The organism is Numidum massiliense (genome assembly GCF_001375555.1).
Lineage (GTDB): Bacteria > Bacillota > Bacilli > Thermoactinomycetales > Novibacillaceae > Numidum > Numidum massiliense.
Map to the genome: position 1 here is coordinate 3455288 of NZ_CTDZ01000009.1, position 15713 is coordinate 3471000.

Below are 15713 nucleotides of genomic sequence, written 5' to 3' on the forward strand. Positions count from 1 at the left end.
CCAAAGAACAGGGTTTTCCCTGTTCTTTCTTATTTATATTCAATATGAACCTCAATGTTTGGTTGTTGCTCGGGTTTTTCCTTACTCATGGTTGGCTTTAAGAGTATCGATTACCTTTTTTGTTGCTTGTGCAATGAGCTTGTCGTTATAATCAGCGTCCTTTTTATCACGACTGGAAAGTACAGCCAGAACAATGGGATCTTTATCCGGAGGCCAAATGATAGCAATGTCATTTCGCGTTCCATAAAACCCGGCTCCAGTTTTATCTGCAACTTTCCAACCTTTGGGTACTCCTGCCCGAATTAATGTATCTCCAGTAGTGTTTCTCTTGAGCCAATCTGTTAAAAGCGCACGTTTTTCCGTTGGGAGTACGTCTCCTATTGTGAAAGCCTGTAGACTGGTGGCAAGTGCTCTCGGCGTGCTGGTATCCCGGGTCTCTCCTGGATTAACCTCGTTTAACTCCGGCTCAAATCGTTCAGGGTTGGTAATTTCATCACCAATTTCCCGAAGCGATTTTTTAAGACCCTTAGGTCCACCTAGCTCCTTAAGAATGAGGTTATGCGCAGTATTGTCGCTATATCGAATCGAAGCATCGCAAAGCTCTTTGAGAGTCATTCCCGTATCGAGATGTTTCTCCGTGATCGGATTATAATCTACAAGATCATCACGGGTATAAGTAATTGTTTGATTAAGATCTTCTATTGACTTTTTTTGTAACAGTACGCCTACAGTTAATGCTTTATGAGTGGATACATGTGCGAAACGCTCATCGGCCCGATAAGTAACTGTTTGGTTTGTGCCAGTATCCAATGCAAAGACACCAAGTCTGGCATCAAATTGTTCCTCGAGCTTGGCAAAATCACCCGAATTTTTTGTTTGAGTAGAATGGGGATGATCGGCTGAACAACCTACAAGCGTTACACAGGCTAGAAGAAGTAAGGGTACAATTTTTTTGAGATTGGGAGTATATTTCATTAAAATAAGCTCCTTTCAAAAAGGTGTGGTTATCACTATTCTTAGACTGGCCTAAGATCTGTGACGGTTTTTCATAAACATTATATCAATTACATTCCTTAAGTAAAGGAGAAAATAAATAGGGAAAATTTGGCTATCATCTGTGCAACTTTCAGCTTCAATATTTGGCGGTACGACCCCCTTATTGTTGCTTTGGTGGTCGAGGCAGTTGTCAAGAAAAGTGCGCCTTCACTTTTTTGTTCAACCTATTTTATATGTTCGAGAAAAGTGTTATAATCGATGTATAAAGAAGAAGTCTATATTAATCGATCGACTGGGGTATGAGTAAAAGAGGAGGAAGGTTACCCGTGAAAGTGGAAAAACGTGTGCTCATCGAGCACCTAAAACGTCTGGACGTTTACGAACCGGGAATGAAATATTGGAACGTTGACCGGTTGGAAGAAGAGTACGTTAAAGCGCTCGGACAAAAAGGGATTTGGAAATAAGGCAGCAGTTTGTGGGGCTGCATGAAGCAAGGCGCGAACCGCCCTCTTCCCACCGCGGAAGAGAGGCGGTTTTTTGTGATTAAAAAAAATGGATTAATAATAAATAGAAAAGGCATACATCTTTGTAAAATTGTAAGGACTACGTAGAAGAGGACGGTAAAGATGCAAAAAAGTTGGCAGATTTTCTTAAACGATATAAGAAATATCGGTAAAAACTGGGTGGTAGCTGTCGTCGTCGGCGGGCTCATATTGTTGCCGTCAAGACAAAATGCCCTTCAACTGTAACCTATTGCAACGTAACATCGATAGCGAAAACCATTGTATAACGACCGCATATTTTTTCGGCCGTAAACATAAAAAAAACCTTGCAAAGCAAGAGTTTTCCCGCGATGCAAGGGTTTCGTTTGGTGGAGCATAGCGGGCTCGAACCGCTGGCCTCTACACTGCCAGTGTAGCGCTCTCCCAGCTGAGCTAATGCCCCACAACAGGTGCCTTTTGTTTCAACAAAATATATCATACAGCATTTAAATCGGTTTGTCAACAAAAAAATCGCCACATTGAACGTCGCAATCTACACGACGCCGATGGAAGCCGCCTCCACTTTTTCATTCGACAAAGATCGACAAAATTCGACAACGATAACGTTTATTTGGTATAGTTCTTAATGGAGAACAACGGAAGCGTAAAGTGCCGTAAGAGCTAGTCACGGCGTATGTCGTTAAATTTGCAGAAAGGAGCAAGCAAAAGATGAAAATTTATATCGATCCGGGACACGGGGGAACTGATCCTGGTGCAGTGGCTAACGGAATAAAAGAAAAAGATGTTACCCTCGCCATCGCCCTTAAAATTCGTGATTACTTGAAGCAATACGAAGGCGTATCGATTAAAATGTCGCGGACGAAAGACGAGACGGTAAAGTTACAGACGATCACGAACGAAGCGAATAAGTGGAAGGCCGATTTTCTTCTCTCAATCCACATTAACGCCGGTGGGGGCACTGGTTTTGAAAGTTATATTTATAAGTCGCTGTCGTCCGGGAGTAAGACGGCTAAGATCCAGAACTCCATTCACGCTGAGATCGTCAAACAAATCGGCATGACCGATAGAGGTAAAAAGAAAGCTGATTTTCACGTCTTGCGCGAATCGACGATGGATGCGTTGCTCACGGAAAACGGATTTATCGATCGGGCGAGCGATGCAAAACTGATGAAAGACAAAAAGTGGATCGAAAGAGTGGCGCGTGGTCACGTCAACGGATTAGCAAAAGCGTTTAGCTTAAAGAAAAAGCCGTCGATGTCGAAACCGAAGCCGTCCCCAAAGCCGACACCACAGCCGTCCGGTAAGCTGTACCGCGTGCAAATTGGGGCGTTCAAAGACCAAAAAAATGCGGCCGCTTTAGAAGCAAAGGCAAAAAAAGCGGGCTTCGACGCGATGATCAAGAAGGAAGGCACGCTGTACAAAGTGCAACTTGGTGCGTTTAAAGAACGAAAAAATGCGGATGCACTAGCAGAAAAGGCAAAGAAGGCCAAGTTCGACGTCACGATTAACTACAGTTAAGTGCCGTAAGGTGCACAGTTGCCGTACAGAAAGTAAAAAAGTAGCACGCTAGAAAAGTAGTGTACAGAAAGTAGTGTACAGAAGGCAGCCCGCTCTCAGTTTGAGGTCGGGCTGCTTCCATTATTTTTCGTTGCGGTGTACATACCGATGTTCTGCTTGACGAATAGCGTGAGACGATATAACGTGTTAAAAAAGGGTTCAAACGCGGTGGCGGCACCCGCCTTTTTGCTAGTTGATAGTAGGGGGAAATGACGATCGACAGTTATGTTTATATCGTTTTTATACTTGCAGTTGTATTGTTTTATACAACCTGTATATTTCCGACGCAATGGTTAAAAATCGAACGCGTCAATTACCCGCTCGGGTTAAATAAAAAGATATTACAAATTAGCGACTTGCACGTGGAACGCCTGCGGATTAGCCCGAACAAGTTAAGAGCGGTCATCGCCGCGGAACAGCCGGACTATATTTTTTTGACCGGCGACTTTACGAAGCGGAGAGAGATGCTGCCCCGCGTCGCCCAATACTTTGCCGTATTTCGCGACAGTGGCATTGCGACGTACGCCGTGCTCGGCAACCACGATCACGACGTGCCGTTCACCGAGGAAGACCGCGCCTTTTTTAACCGTTACGGCATTCATCTCATGCGCAATGAATCGCGGCGGCTCAGTCAATTTGCACTCATCGGCATTGACGATGCGTATAGCGGTTTTAGCGACGTCGAACAGGCGTTTCGCGGTGTCGACAAACAGCTTCCCAAAATCGTCATTACGCATGACCCAAATGTCGTGTTGGAGATTGACGAACCGTTCGCGTACTTAATGGGCGGCCATTTTCACGGCAAACAATTCAATGTGCCGTTTCTGTTTGCGCTTAAACCGATGGGAAAGCTGCCGCGGCAAGGAATATATAAAGGATTACACGAGAGTAAATTCGGCCCGTACTACATTTCTAAAGGCATCGGGCAATCGCGTTTGAATTTGCGCTTTTTAGTTCGCAGTGAAGTGACTATTCACTATTTGTAGAAATCTAACTGCCGAGCATGGGTGGTAGAGGATTTTTCCTATTTTGCCGCGGCGTCCCTTCCGCTTTCTATCGGCTCGGTTGCCGCAATGAAGCGAAAGGGATCGTTTACGGCAGGCACCGCGGGCGATTCGATATCGACGAAGATTGTTTGCCGCTCGGCGCAGCACTACAAGTGCAAATGTGCTCAATTTCCTCCGGTAACAGGGTAATTAGTTTGCCGTTCGCGGTAGACCGGTTCGCGGTAGATCGGAGACTGAACGCCGTGGGCGAGACACCACCGACATCCGTTCTTTTAACGACGTTGTGTGCGGTGCGGCGAATTTGCTATCAGTGGCTACTTCTGCAAATAAAGCGCGATGCCCATTGCACAGACGGCGAAGTCTAAGGTTAAAATGTCATATACTGGGTGGTCGGAGGGGATGCGCGCGGCGTTTAAATAGTCACTGACGAGTTGTGACAGGCGCACCGTAATGCCGTCGACACTTTCGCCGCTCGCGAGTGCGTCTTCGCCCGCCTCGACGAAGCGCGGAATCCAAGCAGACACTTCGTCAAGCGCCTCGTTGACGTCCTTCGTCGCGCCGTAGTGACCGAAACAGATCGTCTCGCTATTTAGGGCGCGAATTTTTGCGAGTGATGCTTGCATCGCCTCGGGGTCAAACTGATTAGGGGACGTCGTGGGCAAATAAAACGTTAAACCGCAGTCTCTTGTCTGGTGGTAGCGGATGCCGGCGGTGTCCCCGGTGTACACTGTTTTGCGCAGTGGATCGAAAATGCTAAAGTGGTGCTTGGCGTGACCGGGCGTATGTAAAAATTGTAATTTGCAGTCGCGCCCGATCGGTAGCGTTTCCATGTCTTCCTTCACTAATAGTCGTTCAGCCGGGATCGGTTCGATCGGCGCGAACAAGGCGTCGAACTGGTCGCCGTAGACGGACCGGGCACTTTTAATTAGTCGAGCAGGGTCGGCAAGGTGGCGCGCACCGCGGGGGTGAACGACGACGGTCGCGTTCGGGCAATGTTTTAGTAACACGCCGGCTCCTCCGGAGTGGTCGAGGTGAATATGGGTGACGACGATGTATGTCACCTCGTGTGGATGTATGCCGAGGGTGTGCAGCCCGTCTAATACATAGGGGATGGACGGGCTCGGCCCCGTTTCGATTAACGTTAACTGCTCGCCCTGAATGACGTATGTCCCGGTGCGCCCGGGCATCCCGAGGTCAAAGCCGTCAATGAGGTACGTGTCGTGTCCGAGTGCCTGTGGCTGTCCTTTGTGGTCGGCGTTTCGGGGGACCGTTTGCCCGGTCGTATGCTTCCTCGTGTTCACGGCATTGTTTCGATTCGTGCCCTTTTCACGGTTCGAGTTTTTATCCATTTTTGCTAATCTATTCGTATTTACTGCTTGACGATTCGACTGTTGTTCCATGAACGTCTTCTCTCCCCTCGAAAAGAAATGAGTCTACACGCAGTTCCTACACCTAATATTGTCCAATTTATCCCCCGCTTACGCAAGCCCTTACATATACTTTGCAGTTGATATACATGAAGAAATCGAAAACGAGAGACGTCAGATCGCATCCGCTTCGTCAGCGGGTTAACCATTGCTACACCTTTTTTATCCATTGAGTTACAGGAAAAGCTTCGATACACTAAATGATTGGAGGGAGACATTAATGGAAGATGTTATATATGTAGACAATTTGCGGAAGGAATTCAAGGCGTATTCGAGTCGCCCCGGCTTAAAAGGGGCGTTTCGCGATTTGTTCACCCGTAATTATGCGATCGTTCCTGCTGTCGACGGCATTTCTCTGCGAGTGAAACGCGGGGAGATGGTCGGATACATCGGGGAGAACGGTGCGGGTAAATCGACGACGATTAAAATGTTGACCGGCATTTTGACGCCGACTGCGGGGACGGTGCGCGTCAACGGAATGAATCCACACAAAGAGCGGGAAAAGTTCGTGCGCACGATCGGCGTCGTGTTCGGGCAACGCTCGCAGCTGTGGTGGGACATCGCCGTGCAAGAGTCGTTCCGCTTATTGAAAAAAATATATAAAGTGTCGGATCGCGCGTACGAGGAGCACATGGGGCACGTCATCGCTTCGCTCGACATTGCACCGCTGTTGGACAAACCGGTGCGCAAGTTGTCCCTCGGGCAGCGTATGCGCTGTGAGCTGGCAGCTGCACTCATTCACAACCCGCCGCTGCTTTTTCTCGATGAACCGACAATCGGTTTGGACGTCCTCGTCAAGTTGAAGATCCGCAATTTTTTACAGGAGCTTAACGAAAAATATAAGACGACGGTACTCTTAACGACGCACGACTTATCCGACATCGAAGCGCTTTGCGAACGCGTCGTCATGCTTGACGACGGTAAAGTTATTTACGACGGACGGCTCGATGATTTGCGTGCCAAGTGGGGCGAAGGGAAACAAATCTCGTTTTCGTTTGCGACACGCGTGACGCGGGACGAGCTACAAGCGCTCGTGCGGGAGTTGGCCGTCACGTGGACGGCGGGCAAAGGGGAAAACGTGTGGATTGCTAATGTGGCGAACGAGGAACAGGAGATTTCTGAACTAATTGGACGCGTCGTCACCGCACACCGCATAACCGATATGAAAATTGTCGATGCGTCGACTGAGGAAATTATTCGCAACATTTACGAAGAGGGTGTCGTGGATGCCTAAGTACTTGGAGATGATCCGCATCCGCTTTTTAATGTTGCTCGCCTACCGCACGAACTACTACAGCGGCATCCTCATTTACAGTATCAATATCGGCGCATACTATTTTTTGTGGCAGGCGATTTACGGCGACAAACAGACTCTCGCCGGCATCGATGTGACGCAAATGACGACGTACATCGCCGTCGCGTGGATGGCGCGGGCGTTTTACTTTAATAACATCGACCGCGAAATCGCCAGCGAAATTCGCGAAGGAAAAGTCGCCGTCGAGCTGATCCGTCCGTACAATTACTTACTGATGAAAACGATGGCGGGGTTGGGCGAGGGGCTGTTTCGACTCCTTTTTTTCTCTGTGCCAGGGATGGTCATTGTCAGCCTGTTGCTTAAACTCGACTTCTCCGCCTCTGTGGCGACGTGGGGATTATTTTTTATTTCCCTCGCTTTTAGTTTTGTCATCAACACGCAAATTAATTTATTGACCGGGATTTTAGCGTTTTTCTTGCAAAATAACATCGGCTTAATTCGCGGTAAACGCGTCGTGATCGACTTGTTTTCCGGTTTACTGTTGCCGCTCAGTTTCTTTCCTGGGTGGGCGCAAGCAGTGATGAATGTGTTGCCGTTTCAAGCGATTAGTTACATTCCGAGTATGATTTTTACGGAGGCATTTCAAGGGATGGAAATTGTTCGCGCGCTATCGCTGCAAGCCTTTTGGGTCGCCGTGCTCATCGTCCCGATTCAACTGTTGTGGGTGCTGGCGAAACGGCAACTGGTGGTGCAAGGGGGCTAAACACATGTTTTATTTGTCGGTTTTTGGTCGTTATACGGCGCAATATTTAAAGACGCGGCTCGCGTACCGCGTCGACACACTCGTGGCGATTTTTTCTGACTTGTTGTCTCAGGCAGTCAATCTCGTGTTCATTCTCGTCGTGTTCGGGCACACACAACTGTTGGCTGGCTGGACGCGGGATGAAGTCATTTTTATATACGGCTTTTTTCTCGTGCCGTACGCCATCTTCTCCGCTTTCTTTAATTTGTGGGATTTTAACGACCGCTATATTATAAAAGGGGAAATGGACCGCGTACTGACGCGGCCGGTGCACAGTTTGTTCCAAATCGTTTTGGAACGGATGGAGTTAGAGTCGTTGTTCGGGGCGGTAACAGGCCTCGTGGTGATGGGTTACGCTGGCTCGCGGTTAGGTTTGACTGTCACGTGGTACGACCCGTTCGTTTTTATCGTGTTAGTGGTGAGCGGGGCGATGATTTACGGCGGTATTTTTATCTCCCTTGCTAGCATTAGCTTTTGGTCGGACAGCCGGACGGACATTATGCCGATGATGTACAACATCGGCAACTACGGGCGGTACCCCGTCGACATTTACAACCGCATCATTCGTTACGTGTTGACGTGGATTTTGCCTTTTGCCTTCGTCGGCGTGTACCCTTCCGCTTACTTTTTAAGAAAAGAAGCGTGGTACGGTTATACGCTGTTGACTCCCGTGATGGGGACGATCTTTTTAACGCTGGCAATCCTGCTGTGGAATATCGGCGTGACGAAGTACCGCGGTGCTGGTAACTGAAAAGACGTTACTTCTCGGTGATGCCCCAGTAGCTGTGGGCGTGCGGGGGGCCGCCGGGACGGGCATCGACAGTCGTCTCCCCTTCGAGGATGTGGTAGTGACTGCCGTCGGGTAACGGAATCGCTGGACCAGTGACGCCGGCATAGTTGTGTTTGTGGCCGTCGTCAAACGTCGTCGTCCCTTCGAATTTGTGCACGTGCGGGACGCCGGTCGGCGCGGGTGCAGTCACGCCGAAGATGCGGTGGTAGTGGTGGAAGTCGTAGGACGTTTCCCCTTTATACGGGTGGACGTGTTCCGGTAGCGCACCGTCGTAAAATACCAATTGGAAGTCGTGGGCGTGATCGCCGTCGATCCGTATCTTCGCCTGTTTTTTTTGCTTACTCATTGCCATCTCCCCCTCGGGTGAGTTTCCTCATTTATCGATATGAGGGGAGGGGGGAAATGGACACGGCGAGTGGCTAACGGGACGTGTAGTTTTCATACGGTTTACGGTGAAAATCGAAGTTGCAATGCAGCAGCGATCAGCCGCGGCAGTTCGGTGTTGTCGCGCAGTCCAGCAAAGGTGTGGGAGGAAGGGCCGTAGGCGTAGAGCGGAATGTCAGTACCTGTGTGCGTGTCGCTCGTCCAACTGACAGCGGCGCGTTTGCTGATGACGACGTTAATGGCCCGCGCCGGTTGTTCTGCCCGCTTGATCGCTTCACCCTCTTCCGCTGTCAAAGTGATACCGGTGTGCTGAAACACGATTTCCGCGACGTTGCTACGGTCTGCGTTAAGCTTTGCGGCGATTGCGTTCCCCGAGGCGTTGACGTGGCGTAGCACTTCTAAATTTGCCTCTTTTTTGTTGTAACCGCCGACCGACATGCCTCCGGTGTCGTGATCGCCGGCGATCACGACGAGCGTATGGCCATCTGCGCGGGCGAAGTCGACGGCCGTCTGCACCGCTTGCTCAAAAGCGGCGATATCTTTCATCGCCCAGGCAGCGTCGTGGGCGTGGCTGGCGCGGTCGATTTGGCTACCTTCCACCATGAGAAAAAAACCGGAGCTGTTTTGGGAAAGAATATCGATCGCTTTCGCCGTCATTTCTTGCAAACTCGGTTCATTCGTTTCGTCGCGATCTAGTTCCGGCGCCATTTCGGCGTTAGCAAACAGACCGAGTATTTTATCGGCACGCGCTAAGCGCAAGGCGGCGCGGTTTTCGATCAGGCGAAAGCCGCGTCTGTTCGCTTCTACTACGAGGTCGCGCCCTTGTTGTTTCCCGCCCTTTGCCATCGGTAAAAAAAATTGCTTACCTCCGCCGAGGAGGACGTCGACGCGGTCGAGCATTTGTGGAGCGATAGCCCTTTCGTTGTGACGCGAGGTGACGTGGGAGGCGAATACGGCAGGTGTGGCGTTCGTCACGTTGGACGTCACGACGAGACCCGTTTTTTTGCCAGCGGAGCGCGCGGCTTCGAGAATCGTCTGCCGCTCCTTTCCTTGCGGGTCAACGCTGATCATCCCGTTGTTTGTCTTGACACCGGTCGCCATTGCCGTGCCGGCAGCGGCAGAGTCCGTTATTTTATTATCGGCGGAGTGCGTTTTCACCATGCCTACTAACAGGTCGTCCCAAGCGGCTTTGCGGCCCTTAAACCAGCGATAGTTCGTCGCGTGGTCGGCGGAAAAGCCGTCAGGGATCATGAAGATGACGTTAGTCGCTATTTGTTCCGGCGGGCCTTGCTTCGCTAAGCTTCGTACACTCGTAGGTGTGGCAACAATGGCGGTGAGGAAAATGAACGCGATAAAGAGAGATAGGTGTCGTCTAACTGTGTGACGGTACATCGACTTCCTCCTAAACTTACGTATGCCATTAAGTTTAGAAGGAGGAGACAATTTTATTCACTAAGCCTTCTCAGAGGTGAGCGGTGTCAGCTCTTGCGCGACCGGCTCCTCAACTCGTTCAGGGACGATCTTGTCAATTTTTTGCAGTGTGCGGTTTAGATCGCGCGTACTTAAAAACATTTTGTAAATAATGCTTAATTCGAAGGCGAGCAGTAAGATGGCGCTGGAAATGACTGTCTCCTTAATGATCCCACAAATAGGTGCAATAATAAATATAAACATTTGGAACTCGACGCCACTAAATAAATGGGGGCGAACTCGTACCTTTTCTAATGCGTGGCGTACTTTCATATACCATCCGAACCGCGATTTAAAGGTTTGTTGTAAATCTACCGTTCCTTTTTTTCGCTTCCGCTCAGGCTGTGGCTGTGTGGAGGTATCTTCAGTCGCATGGGCGGAAGCGTTCGCAGTGACCGCCTCAGCAGTAGCTACTTTTTCGTGTGACGCTTCATCCTTTGTTTGACGCACACCTGCTTGCGTATTATCTTGTGGCGCGGCGTTTGGCTGTAACGGATGATCCTGATCGGTATCTTCCGAATGTCTATAGAGCGGGACTGACTGAACGGGTTCGTTTCGATATTCCTGGTTTGCCACGTCAACGAGCGGAGGTTTTAAAGGGCCAAAATAGCGCTCCAGTTCTTTTTTTTGTTCTTGGGCAATCGGTTCGTGATGCGTCCGTTTCAGTCGCTTTAGGACAACTTTCCTTTTCTGATTGATCCGTTTGCGCATTTCGCGGCGAATCTTATACATGTTGAGGGCGTCTATGTAGCGGATTGCGTCTAGGGCGATGATGACAATCGCGTAATACACATAACTGAAGTCACCTGTCATGTGGAACTGGCCGACGCCGAGTGCTGTGGCACAAATAATGACGCGGACGCGGTCGAGCGTATAGTCGAGCCACATGCCGAACAGTGTGCCTGTTCCTTTCAGCCGTGCGACTTTGCCGTCCATACAGTCTAAAACAAAACTGAAATGGAACAATACGGCCCCGGCCACTAATGCGGAGTAATGACCTAGATAAAAATAGTACGCCGAAAATAATCCAATAATAAAGGCGAAGAGAGACAGTTGGTTCGGAGTGATGCGCGTATAGTTAGCGACTGGCAACACTAAGCGCGCCGCGAGTGGATCGACGAGAAAAACGGTCCACCAAGCGTCGCGCTTTTTGTAGGATTTTTCCTTAACGTCAGCTAACGTGAACTTCCCAAGTTCCATATAAAATAAGTACCTCCATCCAAAGTGAATGTAGGGGAAATATACCACAATTCAAACTGTCAATCAAGTAAGCGGATGCACAATGTTGATTGGCGGTGCGCAACACGGTCAAAAAATGATGAGGACGAGCAAAAAGTGGAGAAGAATACCGACACAAAAGCCTGATACAGTGACTAAATACGCTTGGTTAACCTTGAAATAAGATGATTGTTCGCGTTCCTGTGCGATGCGTCGTTTACTTAAAATAAATGCGAGCACAGGGATCGCTAGCGCTAAAATGAGGATTAGTGGGTTTGACGTGGCGATAGCGTATGTGACGCCTAGCGAGAAAAGCAGTGTGAACATTAAGCCGCTAATAAAACCGCTAAGAAAGAATCTCCCGTACGTTCGCTTCATCTGTCCCAGCCCCTTGTTTTACAATGATAAACGTCCTAACTGCACATAGCGACTACATGTGAAGTACGCTATAATCAAATTATGTAACGGTACTATTACGTTTACTCTCGATTTGGAGGGGAATGATATGGAAGTCATCAAAATTACACCGCGCGGCTACTGTTACGGTGTCGTCGACGCGATGGTGATCGCGCAGCGGGCGGCGAAAGACCCGACGTTGCCGCGCCCGATTTACATTTTAGGAATGATTGTCCACAACCGCCACGTCGTGGATGCTTTTGACGAAGAAGGAATTATTACTCTCGATGGAGAGAATCGGATACAACTATTAGATCAAATAGACAAAGGAACAGTTATTTTCACGGCGCACGGCGTGTCGCCAGAAGTAAGGGCGAAAGCGCAGCAAAAAGGGTTAACCGTGATCGATGCGACGTGTCCTGACGTGACGCGGACGCACGACCTCATTCGCGAAAAGACGGCGAATGGGTACGATGTCGTGTACATTGGAAAAAAAGGGCATCCGGAGCCAGAAGGAGCGATCGGCGTTGCCCCAGACCGCGTGCACTTAGTGGAGAAGGCGGCCGACGTCGCTGCCCTCGACCTTAGTAACGAGCAGATCATCGTGACGAACCAAACGACGATGAGTCAATGGGACACGCTGCAGTTGATGGACCTTATTCGCGAGAAATACCCGCAAGCCGAAGTGCATAACGAAATATGCATGGCGACACAGACGCGGCAAGAAGCGGTTGCTGAGCAGGCAAAACAGGCGGATGTCACGATCGTCGTCGGCGACCCGCGTAGCAACAATTCGAATCGACTGGCGCAAGTTTCGGAAGAAATTGCTGGTGTTAAGGCGCATCGCATTAGTAACGTAAGTGAAATAAAGCCAGAATGGTTGTTAGGCAAGAAAAAGGTTGCTGTCACTTCGGGCGCTTCCACGCCGACTCCGCTAACGCGCGAAGTGGTCAAATACGTCGAGCAGTTCGACGAAAATGATCGTCACACGTGGCAGCCGCAGCGCATGGTTGACGGTAAAAAAATATTGCCGAAAATTCGATAACTGTTGCTACAAACTATACGGAAAGGGACATTGGTATAAGTGACGATAACGTAAGAGAAGCTAGGGCGTTGAATGAGGAGGGAGGGGAGCAGATGGAAGAAAGAAGGAACGACAAAGAGTACGGCTATGCGTCGGGCGTTAAGATTGGTGGCGAAGCGGATCGCGACGCTAGCTACTCCGAATACGATGCCGACACCCGCTACGACCGCGATACACACTACGACGGTGCAAGCCATACAGAAAATACGCCGTTCACGGGTGCGTACAATGGAGGAGATCAGCCGCACGGACAGCGTCTTTACGAGGGAACCAGCGGAGCTCCGTACGGTGACGGATCACCAGTTGGGGGTACGTACGATAGTCATGGAGCGGGTTCGCTATACGGACAACACATGACAAAGAAACCTAACGGATTGGGGACGGCCGGGCTAATTTGCGGCATTGTCGGGGCTGTTTTGGCAATCGTTCCTGTATTTCTCTGGTTTTTCTCCTTCGTATTGGGTATTTTAGCCATCGTTTTTGGCGCCATTAGCAAAAAAAGAGACGGTTCGGGAATGGCCGCGATTGTGTTAGGTGCGGCTACCTTTGGGATCATGTTGTTGTGGGTCCTCGGTTTCGTATTATTGGCCGCGGTATTCGAAACACAAGGGACGCAAATGTACTAACAGGATTGTACTGACGGAACGGAAGAGGGGCTGGCTTTAGTGAGACCAGCCCCTCTTACTCGATGCGGTGGATGACGGCGGTCGGTCGCTTCGGTGGCGGGAGTCGCTTTTTCTTTTGCTTAGCGACGTATTTGACGATGTCGTCCGGGTGGGCGCTCGACCATTCCGGAGGTGCATGACCCTGTGGCGGGTGTACGACATAGTACGCGACGATCGTCTCTAGCAATTGTTCAAATGGATGGAGTGGGATGCGTTGCGCTAACAGTTTACGCATCACTTGCCACATTAAACCAGTGGTCATCCCTCTTTTCTCCAACTCTTTATACAGCAGAGGTGTATGGGTGCGCGCTTGTAGCCACCAGCGCGACGCTGTTTCAAACGTTAACAAGTCGGGTGCTTTTTTCTCCATAACGTAAAGTAAGTGGTCGAGCAACAGATCGGCCGCAGGTGTCCCGTCACTGTCCGTCCACACGCCAGCCTCGTTCGTCACGGGATGAACACCCGGCTCCCCCTCCTCGTGTACACTGCTGAACAGGAGCGGCGGGCGTAACACACCTTCGCCAGCCAGTTGCCCCCGCGTGCGCACGACGTAACGGTGCGGGGCGAGCTCGGTCGGCTTAATGCGGATGGCTGGGACAAAAAGACCGTGTGTACCCATAATGCGCTGTCGCAAGTGCTGGACGCGGATGGCAAGGTCCGTCTGTTTAAACAGCGTGTCGTACAGAGACGCCCCAAGCTCCAATGCGAGTACATCGTATTTTTGTTTGCTGTAAGCATCAGAGATGGACCAGTCGTTCATCGGATATGATCCCCCTTGCGCGTCGTATTTTCATCCTCTGTCACTGCCGGGATGTCATTAATAGTCGGGTTGGTAAAGGCGGCCAAGTGGGAAGGCGCGTTCCGGTTCCTCGTTGTTGAGGTAACCCCAAGCCATTACCCCGTTAATGTACGTTACTTTAAAAACGCCAGCCTCGCCGTGAATGTGGTAAACCGTTCCGGGCACGATGTGCTTCGGGTTGACGAGGTACGATTTTGCAAAGTAATATTGCTGTTCGAGCACATTCACCTCATAAAACCTACCGGCGCGCAGCTTCTGGTCTGCCTCTTGGCGTAGGCGCTCAGTTTCTTGGATAAGTTCATCGCGATTCATTTGGCTAAATCGATCCACGGGCTCTATCCTCCAGTAGTAAAAATACGGTGGTTGACTATTATTATAACAGACGACAGCAAGCGATCGTGCGACAGGGAACGAGAAAGGAGCGAAACGATGGCAGTCTTACTGTTATTTATCGATGGCGTCGGCTTAGGCGACCGCGCATCGTACAATCCGTGGTACGCGTTGCCGACGCCGCACGTAAACCGCTTGTTGGACGGGCAGTCGCTAACGAAAGAGGCTGTCGGTTCGTATGCGGACGGGGTGCAGCTCGTCGCGACCGATACGCTGTTAGGCGTCCCTGGGTTACCGCAAAGTGCGACGGGTCAGGCGACAATTTTTACCGGGAGAAACGCGCCTAAGTTTTTACAAAGGCATATGAGCGGCTTGCCGTTTCAACGTTTGCGCCAGTTCGTGCGCGAAGACAACTTGTACTTACAGTTGGAGCGCGCCGGGCTGCGGCCGACGTTTGCCAACGCGTATACGGAGGAGTACTTTGCCCGTCCGGCGACGAAGCGAGGCTGGATGTCGGTATCGACAGTAGCGATCGACAGTGCAGCGGCACCGCTGCGCTTCACGCAGCATTTGCTCCAAAACCGTGCGCTCTTCCACGATTTGACGCGGGCGTATCTACGCCAGCTTCGTCCCGACATTGCGGAGGTCACACCGGAAGAGGCGGCGGAGCACGCGCTCGCGCTCGTCTCGGACTACGACCTCGTCGTGCATGAATATTTTTTGAGTGACGTCGCTGGCCACAAACAGGTGCCGGGGATGATCGAGAACGTCGTCGATACGTACGACCGCTTTCTCGGGCACATCGCAAAGGGCAAGCGACGCGAAGACACAGTTATTTTGGTCAGTGACCACGGAAACAGTGAAGACTTTCGCCGGCGCACGCACACGATGAACGAAGTTCCCACGTTAATCGTCGGACCGGTTCCGCCGCTCGGCGAGGAAGGGCGAGCGAGTTGGGATTTGACGCGCATTGTGCCACTCATTCGTCGCGTGCTCGACGTCGAACACCTACAAGTAAATTGACAGCTGC

19 protein-coding genes and 1 tRNA gene are annotated in these 15713 nt (G+C 50.5%); 11 read left to right on the forward strand and 9 right to left on the reverse strand.

From position 1 onward, the window contains the following. Positions 1-81: 81 nt before the first annotated feature. A complete protein-coding gene (bla, locus tag BN1247_RS16210) occupies positions 82-975 on the reverse strand; it encodes a class A beta-lactamase (RefSeq protein ID WP_054951296.1) in 894 nt (297 codons plus the stop codon). Positions 976-1322: 347 nt separating this feature from the next. On the opposite strand from bla, the gene BN1247_RS17850 reads away from it, so the two are divergent. After that, positions 1323-1460, forward strand: coding sequence for a PNPOx family protein (locus BN1247_RS17850; protein ID WP_157360873.1), 138 nt, complete (start codon positions 1323-1325; stop codon positions 1458-1460). Positions 1461-1622: 162 nt separating this feature from the next. Further along, positions 1623-1745, forward strand: a complete 123-nt coding sequence (locus tag BN1247_RS18470; protein ID WP_261796052.1) for a hypothetical protein — start codon at positions 1623-1625, stop codon at positions 1743-1745. A gap of 120 nt (positions 1746-1865) precedes the next feature. Here BN1247_RS18470 and BN1247_RS16215 read toward each other — a convergent pair. Next, positions 1866-1941 (reverse strand) — tRNA-Ala (locus tag BN1247_RS16215). 266 nt (positions 1942-2207) lie between these two features. Here BN1247_RS16215 and BN1247_RS16220 point away from each other — a divergent pair. The 3 genes from BN1247_RS16220 (at position 2208) to BN1247_RS18045 (ending at position 4428) form a co-directional block, all read left to right on the forward strand. Then, positions 2208-3017, forward strand: coding sequence for an N-acetylmuramoyl-L-alanine amidase (locus BN1247_RS16220; RefSeq protein ID WP_054951297.1), 810 nt, complete (start codon positions 2208-2210; stop codon positions 3015-3017). 248 nt (positions 3018-3265) lie between these two features. Then, a complete protein-coding gene (locus tag BN1247_RS16225; RefSeq protein WP_054951298.1) occupies positions 3266-4042 on the forward strand; it encodes a metallophosphoesterase in 777 nt (258 codons plus the stop codon). 17 nt (positions 4043-4059) lie between these two features. Beyond that, complete coding sequence (locus tag BN1247_RS18045; RefSeq protein WP_187119810.1) at positions 4060-4428, forward strand: hypothetical protein; 369 nt, start codon at positions 4060-4062, stop codon at positions 4426-4428. Here BN1247_RS18045 and BN1247_RS16230 read toward each other — a convergent pair. Further along, the gene (locus BN1247_RS16230; protein ID WP_315969674.1) at positions 4378-5463 is read right to left on the reverse strand and encodes an MBL fold metallo-hydrolase; all 1086 of its coding nucleotides are present in this window, start codon (positions 5461-5463) and stop codon (positions 4378-4380) included. The genes BN1247_RS18045 and BN1247_RS16230 overlap by 51 nt on opposite strands. Positions 5464-5710: 247 nt before the next feature. On the opposite strand from BN1247_RS16230, the gene BN1247_RS16235 reads away from it, so the two are divergent. The 3 genes from BN1247_RS16235 to BN1247_RS16245 are packed head-to-tail and all read left to right on the forward strand — an operon-like array spanning position 5711 to position 8298. Then, positions 5711-6724 carry an ABC transporter ATP-binding protein gene (locus tag BN1247_RS16235; RefSeq protein WP_054951299.1) on the forward strand — a complete coding sequence of 338 codons (1014 nt, stop codon included), beginning with the start codon at positions 5711-5713 and terminating at the stop codon, positions 6722-6724. Next, positions 6717-7508, forward strand: a complete 792-nt coding sequence (locus tag BN1247_RS16240; protein WP_054951300.1) for an ABC transporter permease — start codon at positions 6717-6719, stop codon at positions 7506-7508. Before BN1247_RS16235 ends, BN1247_RS16240 begins: the two co-directional genes overlap by 8 nt. 4 nt (positions 7509-7512) lie before the next feature. Next, a complete protein-coding gene (locus tag BN1247_RS16245) occupies positions 7513-8298 on the forward strand; it encodes an ABC transporter permease (protein ID WP_054951301.1) in 786 nt (261 codons plus the stop codon). Positions 8299-8305: 7 nt separating this feature from the next. On the opposite strand, the gene BN1247_RS16250 is transcribed toward BN1247_RS16245, so the two are convergent. The 4 genes from BN1247_RS16250 to BN1247_RS16265 all read right to left on the reverse strand — a co-directional run bounded on the left by BN1247_RS16250 (position 8306) and on the right by BN1247_RS16265 (position 11787). Continuing rightward, positions 8306-8683, reverse strand: coding sequence for a YmaF family protein (locus BN1247_RS16250; RefSeq protein WP_231633345.1), 378 nt, complete (start codon positions 8681-8683; stop codon positions 8306-8308). A 101-nt stretch (positions 8684-8784) separates the two neighbouring features. Next, on the reverse strand, positions 8785-10113 hold the full coding sequence (locus BN1247_RS16255) for an alkaline phosphatase (RefSeq protein ID WP_054951303.1): 1329 nt from the start codon (positions 10111-10113) through the stop codon (positions 8785-8787). Between the two features lie 60 nt (positions 10114-10173). Next, a complete protein-coding gene (locus BN1247_RS16260; protein ID WP_054951304.1) occupies positions 10174-11391 on the reverse strand; it encodes a CDP-alcohol phosphatidyltransferase family protein in 1218 nt (405 codons plus the stop codon). A 108-nt stretch (positions 11392-11499) separates the two neighbouring features. Then, positions 11500-11787 (reverse strand): hypothetical protein, encoded by a 288-nt coding sequence (locus BN1247_RS16265; protein WP_054951305.1) that lies wholly within the window; start codon positions 11785-11787, stop codon positions 11500-11502. 127 nt (positions 11788-11914) lie between these two features. On the opposite strand from BN1247_RS16265, the gene BN1247_RS16270 reads away from it, so the two are divergent. Together BN1247_RS16270 and BN1247_RS16275 are read left to right on the forward strand one after the other, a co-directional pair. Beyond that, positions 11915-12850 carry a 4-hydroxy-3-methylbut-2-enyl diphosphate reductase gene (locus tag BN1247_RS16270; RefSeq protein WP_054951306.1) on the forward strand — a complete coding sequence of 312 codons (936 nt, stop codon included), beginning with the start codon at positions 11915-11917 and terminating at the stop codon, positions 12848-12850. A gap of 92 nt (positions 12851-12942) precedes the next feature. Beyond that, complete coding sequence (locus tag BN1247_RS16275; protein ID WP_054951307.1) at positions 12943-13515, forward strand: DUF4190 domain-containing protein; 573 nt, start codon at positions 12943-12945, stop codon at positions 13513-13515. Between the two features lie 55 nt (positions 13516-13570). On the opposite strand, the gene BN1247_RS16280 is transcribed toward BN1247_RS16275, so the two are convergent. Both BN1247_RS16280 and BN1247_RS16285 read right to left on the reverse strand, forming a co-directional pair. Then, positions 13571-14314, reverse strand: coding sequence for an FHIPEP family type III secretion protein (locus BN1247_RS16280; protein WP_054951308.1), 744 nt, complete (start codon positions 14312-14314; stop codon positions 13571-13573). A gap of 57 nt (positions 14315-14371) precedes the next feature. Continuing rightward, complete coding sequence (locus tag BN1247_RS16285) at positions 14372-14683, reverse strand: DUF1811 family protein (protein ID WP_054951309.1); 312 nt, start codon at positions 14681-14683, stop codon at positions 14372-14374. A gap of 99 nt (positions 14684-14782) precedes the next feature. Between BN1247_RS16285 and BN1247_RS16290 the strand changes: the two genes are divergently transcribed. Further along, entirely contained in the window at positions 14783-15706 is a 924-nt protein-coding gene (locus tag BN1247_RS16290; protein WP_054951310.1) for an alkaline phosphatase family protein, read from the forward strand. The last annotated feature ends 7 nt before the right edge of the window (positions 15707-15713 follow it).

What these genes read in the sequence shown, in the direction of transcription:
- BN1247_RS16260 (WP_054951304.1), bottom strand. Translation starts at nt 11,391, where the DNA reads ATGGAACTTGGGAAGTTCACGTTAGCTGACGTTAAGGAAAAATCCTAC.
- BN1247_RS16270 (WP_054951306.1), top strand. Translation starts at nt 11,915, where the DNA reads ATGGAAGTCATCAAAATTACACCGCGCGGCTACTGTTACGGTGTCGTC.
- bla (WP_054951296.1), bottom strand. Translation starts at nt 975, where the DNA reads ATGAAATATACTCCCAATCTCAAAAAAATTGTACCCTTACTTCTTCTA.
- BN1247_RS16290 (WP_054951310.1), top strand. Translation starts at nt 14,783, where the DNA reads ATGGCAGTCTTACTGTTATTTATCGATGGCGTCGGCTTAGGCGACCGC.
- BN1247_RS16275 (WP_054951307.1), top strand. Translation starts at nt 12,943, where the DNA reads ATGGAAGAAAGAAGGAACGACAAAGAGTACGGCTATGCGTCGGGCGTT.
- BN1247_RS16230 (WP_315969674.1), bottom strand. Translation starts at nt 5,463, where the DNA reads ATGGAACAACAGTCGAATCGTCAAGCAGTAAATACGAATAGATTAGCA.
- BN1247_RS16255 (WP_054951303.1), bottom strand. Translation starts at nt 10,113, where the DNA reads ATGTACCGTCACACAGTTAGACGACACCTATCTCTCTTTATCGCGTTC.
- BN1247_RS16280 (WP_054951308.1), bottom strand. Translation starts at nt 14,314, where the DNA reads ATGAACGACTGGTCCATCTCTGATGCTTACAGCAAACAAAAATACGAT.
- BN1247_RS16250 (WP_231633345.1), bottom strand. Translation starts at nt 8,683, where the DNA reads ATGAGTAAGCAAAAAAAACAGGCGAAGATACGGATCGACGGCGATCAC.
- BN1247_RS18470 (WP_261796052.1), top strand. Translation starts at nt 1,623, where the DNA reads ATGCAAAAAAGTTGGCAGATTTTCTTAAACGATATAAGAAATATCGGT.
- BN1247_RS16245 (WP_054951301.1), top strand. Translation starts at nt 7,513, where the DNA reads ATGTTTTATTTGTCGGTTTTTGGTCGTTATACGGCGCAATATTTAAAG.
- BN1247_RS18045 (WP_187119810.1), top strand. Translation starts at nt 4,060, where the DNA reads ATGGGTGGTAGAGGATTTTTCCTATTTTGCCGCGGCGTCCCTTCCGCT.
- BN1247_RS16240 (WP_054951300.1), top strand. Translation starts at nt 6,717, where the DNA reads ATGCCTAAGTACTTGGAGATGATCCGCATCCGCTTTTTAATGTTGCTC.
- BN1247_RS16225 (WP_054951298.1), top strand. Translation starts at nt 3,266, where the DNA reads ATGACGATCGACAGTTATGTTTATATCGTTTTTATACTTGCAGTTGTA.
- BN1247_RS16220 (WP_054951297.1), top strand. Translation starts at nt 2,208, where the DNA reads ATGAAAATTTATATCGATCCGGGACACGGGGGAACTGATCCTGGTGCA.
- BN1247_RS16265 (WP_054951305.1), bottom strand. Translation starts at nt 11,787, where the DNA reads ATGAAGCGAACGTACGGGAGATTCTTTCTTAGCGGTTTTATTAGCGGC.
- BN1247_RS16235 (WP_054951299.1), top strand. Translation starts at nt 5,711, where the DNA reads ATGGAAGATGTTATATATGTAGACAATTTGCGGAAGGAATTCAAGGCG.